Source organism: Candidatus Protofrankia californiensis (assembly GCF_900634765.1).
Lineage (GTDB): Bacteria > Actinomycetota > Actinomycetes > Frankiales > Frankiaceae > Protofrankia > Protofrankia californiensis.
Map to the genome: position 1 here is coordinate 1 of NZ_CAAAFT010000288.1, position 5,235 is coordinate 5,235.

The 5,235-nt window shown below is 64.7% G+C and carries 7 protein-coding genes and 2 pseudogenes; 6 read left to right on the forward strand and 3 right to left on the reverse strand.

The window, feature by feature from the left end:
• Nucleotides 1–119 precede the first annotated feature (119 nt).
• Nucleotides 120–626: a group II intron maturase-specific domain-containing protein gene (locus DD1DGNOD_RS15510; RefSeq protein ID WP_131770450.1), complete on the reverse strand. Its 507-nt coding sequence runs from the start codon at nt 624–626 to the stop codon at nt 120–122.
• Nucleotides 627–775: 149 nt separating this feature from the next.
• Nucleotides 776–1,195: pseudogene (locus DD1DGNOD_RS31280) on the reverse strand (type II toxin-antitoxin system VapC family toxin); the annotation flags it as partial.
• On the opposite strand from DD1DGNOD_RS31280, the gene DD1DGNOD_RS27105 reads away from it, so the two are divergent.
• On the forward strand, nt 1,127–1,270 hold the full coding sequence (locus DD1DGNOD_RS27105; RefSeq protein ID WP_165035006.1) for a hypothetical protein: 144 nt from the start codon (nt 1,127–1,129) through the stop codon (nt 1,268–1,270). The pseudogene DD1DGNOD_RS31280 and the gene DD1DGNOD_RS27105 sit on opposite strands and share 69 nt — an antisense overlap.
• 72 nt (nt 1,271–1,342) lie before the next feature.
• On the opposite strand, the gene DD1DGNOD_RS15520 is transcribed toward DD1DGNOD_RS27105, so the two are convergent.
• Complete coding sequence (locus DD1DGNOD_RS15520; RefSeq protein WP_346434335.1) at nt 1,343–1,606, reverse strand: Txe/YoeB family addiction module toxin; 264 nt, start codon at nt 1,604–1,606, stop codon at nt 1,343–1,345.
• Between the two features lie 288 nt (nt 1,607–1,894).
• On the opposite strand from DD1DGNOD_RS15520, the pseudogene DD1DGNOD_RS31285 reads away from it, so the two are divergent.
• The 5 genes and pseudogenes from DD1DGNOD_RS31285 to DD1DGNOD_RS15540 form a co-directional block, all read left to right on the forward strand.
• Nucleotides 1,895–2,317 (forward strand): annotated as a pseudogene (locus DD1DGNOD_RS31285) (GAF domain-containing protein); the annotation flags it as partial.
• A 189-nt stretch (nt 2,318–2,506) separates the two neighbouring features.
• Nucleotides 2,507–2,785, forward strand: a complete 279-nt coding sequence (locus tag DD1DGNOD_RS29565; protein ID WP_241251525.1) for a response regulator transcription factor — start codon at nt 2,507–2,509, stop codon at nt 2,783–2,785.
• Nucleotides 2,782–3,807, forward strand: coding sequence for a LuxR C-terminal-related transcriptional regulator (locus tag DD1DGNOD_RS29570; RefSeq protein ID WP_131766975.1), 1,026 nt, complete (start codon nt 2,782–2,784; stop codon nt 3,805–3,807). The genes DD1DGNOD_RS29565 and DD1DGNOD_RS29570 overlap by 4 nt, the downstream gene beginning before the upstream one ends.
• 85 nt (nt 3,808–3,892) lie before the next feature.
• The gene (locus tag DD1DGNOD_RS15535; RefSeq protein ID WP_131766976.1) at nt 3,893–4,729 is read left to right on the forward strand and encodes a hypothetical protein; all 837 of its coding nucleotides are present in this window, start codon (nt 3,893–3,895) and stop codon (nt 4,727–4,729) included.
• Between the two features lie 70 nt (nt 4,730–4,799).
• Nucleotides 4,800–5,195 (forward strand): limonene-1,2-epoxide hydrolase family protein, encoded by a 396-nt coding sequence (locus tag DD1DGNOD_RS15540; protein ID WP_131770451.1) that lies wholly within the window; start codon nt 4,800–4,802, stop codon nt 5,193–5,195.
• Nucleotides 5,196–5,235 lie beyond the last annotated feature (40 nt).

Sequence of the window (5,235 nt, forward strand, 5' to 3'; positions counted from 1 at the left end):
GCCCGAGGCGCGGTGCTGGGCTCACGCCCAACCCGTTTCCTCGGGCCGCCTCCCGCACCGGACCTGCGCCTTTCAACGCATCCGGCGCTCCACAAACCGCGTTGGGCGGTGCTGTTCACTCATGCGACGCTTGGCCACGGCGACGGAATCTTTGTTCCCCGATATCGGTATCTCGTGGTGCTCACCGAGCCCGGGTTGAACAAGACCACGTTGCCGTCCGCTGGCCACCATCTGTCCCGAGGATCGGTGCAGTAGCGGCGTAGCAGTTTCTTCCAGTTGATCCGCCGATGCTTCTTGCGCAGCCATCGCATGATCCGGCTCCACACGTAGGAGCGCAGATATCCGAAGGTAGCATTCGATACCCCGGCCCGGAAGTAGGCCGTCCATCCCCGCAGCATCGGGTTGAGCCGGTGCAGCAGGTCAGCCAGCGACTGGTTCACGTTATGCATGCACGTGGCCTTCACCTTCGCCGTGATCGCGCGGAGCGCTTTCTTGGACGGATAGGTGTAGACGTAGTGCTCGGCTGTCCCTCTCTTGCGGTGCCGTTGGATGCGCCACCCGAGGAAATCCAGCCCCTCGTCAATGTGGGTGACGAGCGTCTTCTCCACCGGCAGGCAAAGGCCCATCGGTTCGATGGCCGCCGCAATGGCGGGGGAGGAGCGCCTCGGCTTGCGCCCGGTAGCTGTTCAGCTGAGGTGCGTAGGCCCGCAACCTCTGCCGCGGCGGTCATCCGTTTGTCGTAGGTGATGAGGTGGTGGAGGCTGTCGCCGGCGAGGAGGGCGGTGGCCAGGTGGATGGCGTCCAGCGAGCGGAGAACCGCTGGGGGCAGAGTGCGCGCAAGGTCGAGGACCGTCGCCGTCACCGAGACGGCGGGGATGGTGCTGTCGCCGATCTCGATCCGGTCCGACCGGTGGACAGCACGGGTCGCGATGTCCACCGCGCCAAGCGCTGTCAGAGCCCGTGCGACCTCGACGGTGGTCAGTACGGACGTGAGAAGATTGTGCTCGGGGTGTGCGTCGAGATGCTTGACCAGCGCATGCGTTTCCGCCTCGCGCCGGAGGAGTTTGACGATCGCACTCGTGTCCAGATAGATCACTAACGCTCGTCCTCTGACGCGAAGATTCGGGTGCCTGACGTCCGCGCCGCCTACAAGATCGTGAGGCGCCTTCCCGGTGAGGTCTACGGCTGGTCGCACGGACTACCGGTCGATGCCGGTGGCCGCTACGGACGGATTCTTGACATCCGCATTCCTGGTTCCCTGTCCGCGTGAGCCGGATCAGCAGGGTGCTGCCGCAGTCGCGGCCTGGCGACACGGCCGTGTTGCTTGTGGTGTCGAGTCCGATCAGTAGCGGTAGCGAACCTGAATAATGATCAGATCGTCTCCGCGCATATGGTAGACCAGACGGTGTTCGTCGGTGATCCGTCGTGGCCAGTACCCGGACAGATTCTGTGACAGCGGCTCCGGTTTACCGATCCCGGTGGCCGGATCGCGCACTGACTCCTCGATCAGGCGGTTGATCCGGCGCAGCGTTTTGCGGTCGTCGGCCCAGGACGTGTAGTCATCCCGTGCCCGCGAGGTGAAAACGACGCGGTGCCTGAGGGCTATCTGTGCGGGGGGTCTGAGGCCACGGCATAGACGTGGGCGGCGCAGTATGGGTTGACCCGTGTGCGACATGATCTGACCCGTGAGGTGCTCATGGTGAGGGCAGCGGAGGTCGACGGTATCTGTGCCCGCGTCAGTGGCTCGTTGACGCCAGATGCGGCTCGCAATATCCGGGCCGCTCTAGACGACGCACGCACAAGCTTGCGCGACGCCGTTCTGGCCGGTGACGTGAACGCACCTGAGCTGCTGACCCGTGCGAGCGTGGCGCGATGTGACATCGCTGAGCAGATCATGCGGCTCCGGCTTCAGGGGCTGGCGCGGGTGCACCAAGGCCTGGCGTCTTTGCAGCAGCACACCGTCCTTGATGCCCTGCTGCCTGCGGCGGTGAAGGTACTCGCCGAGTGCTGTGACTTCGACCGCGCCGTCATCTCGAAGCTGCGGGACTCGGGATGGCGGGCTGAGGCGGTCTGGCAGCACCCGGACGTAGATCACGATGTCGCGACCGCGACCGCAAAGCACCTCACGTCGGACTGGATCCCGCTCAGTCGCGGTGTGCTCGAGGCGGACCTCATCCGTCGGCGTGCCGCCGAGGTCATCCAGGCGGACGACCCGCGTGCCGATAAGGCCCTCATGGCGGCCACCCGCAGCCGGGCCTACGTTGCTTCCCCGATAATGCCCTCGAGTCGTGTCATCGGTTTCTTGCAGGCTGATTGCCTGGTCAGCGGGCGACCACTGACCGACCATGACAGAGACATGCTTTGGGCCTTCGCGCAGGGTTTCGGTGCCCTGGTCGAACGGACCGTTCTTCTCGGCCGGCTGCGCCAGCAGCTGGACCGCGCACGCGGCGCCTTCGCGCAGGCCGAAGCACAGATCGAGCAGCTCGCCCACGACCAGGTCCGATTGGTGCGCTCTGAGGATCCAGTAGCGGTCGTTGCTGGTCGCGCGGAGGCCGTCTTTGGTGTCGTCCGGCCGGAGAGGTCTTCGCGGAGAAAGACCGTCCTCACCGCCAGGGAGACCGAACTCATGGAACTTGTCGCCGGGGGGTTGAGGAACGGCGAGATAGCCGACCGGCTCCTTGTCAGCCGGGAGACCGTGAAGTCCAATCTCAGGAGCGTCATGCGCAAGCTCGGGGCCAGCTCGCGCGCCGAAGCGGTCGCAACATTCTTGGGTAAGCGGTCGTGAGCACGAACCGCCTTCTAGAGAGAGCCGCACGGCTGCTGTCGCCGCACCCGGACCTCAGCGCGGACGTCGACGAGCTCAGCCGCCTATGCCGCCTACGGCTCGTCGCGAGTCCCAGCGCAGAGCTGCGAGTGCTGTTCTGCGACCTTGAGGATCTCCGTGTCCGGCAGGCAACGGAGGAGGTTGCGGCGCGGGTCCGCCGCATCGACGACGTCGAACAGGGCCTGCGCCGGTTGCGAGCTGTCAGTTCTTCAGCTCAGCTGGTAGATCGTGCATGTGAGGAGGTGGTTCGCTCCTGCGGCCTTGAGCGGGTATTGCTGTCCCGCGTTGATGACGGTGCCTGGCAGCCTTGGAAGGTCAACGCGATCGTCCTCGACGAAGAGTGGTTCTCGGCCTGGTCGGAACGGCGAATCCCGCTCGGCGAGTTCGTCCTCGAGACCGAACTCCTCAGTGCAGGCCGACCTCTTCTCGTACATGACACCGCCGATCCCAGGATCCACCCCATCATCCGGGCGGGGCACTCGCAGTCGTACGTCGTCGCCCCCGTCGCCGCGGCGGGCAAGGTCATCGGGTTCTTTCACGCCGACCACGGGATTGGCGGCCAACCATGCACCGAGGTCGACAGCGAGGCGCTCGGCGCCTTCGCCGAAGGGTTCGCGCATCTCTACGAGCGTGCGACGCTCGTAGAACGCCTGCACCGGCAACGCGAAAAGGCCAGGGAGGCCCTGTTCGTCGTCGACTTCACGCTGCAACGGCTCCACGAGACCGAAGTCGCACTCGGAACGCTCGACGACGCCGAAGCATCAGTTTCTGCGCCATCCGTCGGCTCCCTCACCCGCCGAGAACGCGAGGTGCTCGAAGTACTCGCCACCGGGGCGAGCAACCAGCAGATCGCGGAGCGCCTCGTGATCAGTCTTCCGACGGTTAAGACCCACGTGAAGAACGTTCTGGCCAAGCTTGGGGCGAACAACCGCGCGCAGGCCATCGCCATCGCCCTCGACATCCCGGCATTTCTCATCCCTTAGGGATGAGAAATGCTCATCCCGGGGGGTCCGCGCAACAGCAGTGCAAACCTACGCTGCGGCGACCACACGCCGACCGGAGGTCGACATGCTGCACGCCAATCCGACCCCGCCGCCCGCACCCCCCTACGACCTGCCGCTCAACACCACGATGCAGACCGTGGCGACGATCGTGCTCTGGGCCGGCACCGCGGCCCTGCTGGCGTATGCCGTCAGGATGGCCCGTCAGGAGCGATCCCTCTTCCCGGTAGCGCTCGTGGTCGCGGTAGCCGTCGGCAGCATCATCGAGCCGATCTACGACATCACCTACCACCTGCACTGGCTCGACAACGGCAAGCAGTGGACCCTGTTCACCAGCTTCGGGCTGCCACAACCCATCTGGGTGATGCCGGCATACGTCATGGTCTTCGGCCTGCCGGCGCTGTTGCTCTACCGCTCTCTCGCCAAGGGCACGACTCTGCTCACGATCTTCAAGTTGGGAGCCCTGACGGCCTTCACGACGGCAGTATTCGAAATCACCGCCATCAACGTCGACCTCTACACCTACTACGGCGAGTCGCCGTGGCGCGTCCTGGATTACCCGCTGTTCATCGCCTTCATGGAAGCGGCCCAGATCACCGGGTTCGCCGTCCTCGCGACCTGTCTGAAGGTACGCGCGACCAAAGAGATCCACGCCCTCGCGCTGTTCGCTATCTTTCCGGCCAACTTCGCATTCGACACCATCGGCGGTGGTTTCCCGACCCTGGTCCTGCAGAACTCCGCAAACCCCAACGGCTTCCTGCTTTTCCTCAGCGCCTGCCTGAGCGTCGCCTTGGCCGCGACCTGCCTCTGGTGGAGCTCACAGCTGCTCCTCACCCTTCAGCGGCACCTGTCGCGCTCAGAGGCTACCGAGGCGTCCCCCGAGCGAGTCGCCGTCCCGGCCTGACCCAAGCGAGTAACCAGCTTCTTTCCGCACTTCGACCACTGCCCCCTGCAAGAACCAGGAGCCCACAAAAATGGACCACATCACCACCGTCGAAAACTTCTTCAAGCGCTGGAGCACCAGCTACAACGAGTTCTGCGCCTCGTTCACCGACACGTTCACCGCCGACGCGGCCTGGCTCGCAGCCCCTGGCATCCCCGAGACACACGGCCCTGCGGAGGCCATCGCCCTGCTCGACCAGTTCCAGGCCGGTTACAACATGGCGACCGTGCAGGTCCACATGAAGCGCATCAGGCAGACCGGCGAAGTCGTCTGGACCGAGCGGGTCGACGACATCAAAGACTTCGACGGCAACCTAATCGTGTCCATCCCAATCGCCGGCGTCCTGACGCTCAACGACGCTGGCAAGATCACTAGCTACCGCGACTATTGGAACATGCAGGAGATACAGACGAAGGCCCTCGCCTAGTACTACAGCAACAGTGATCTCCGTGTGGTCTCTGCCTGGA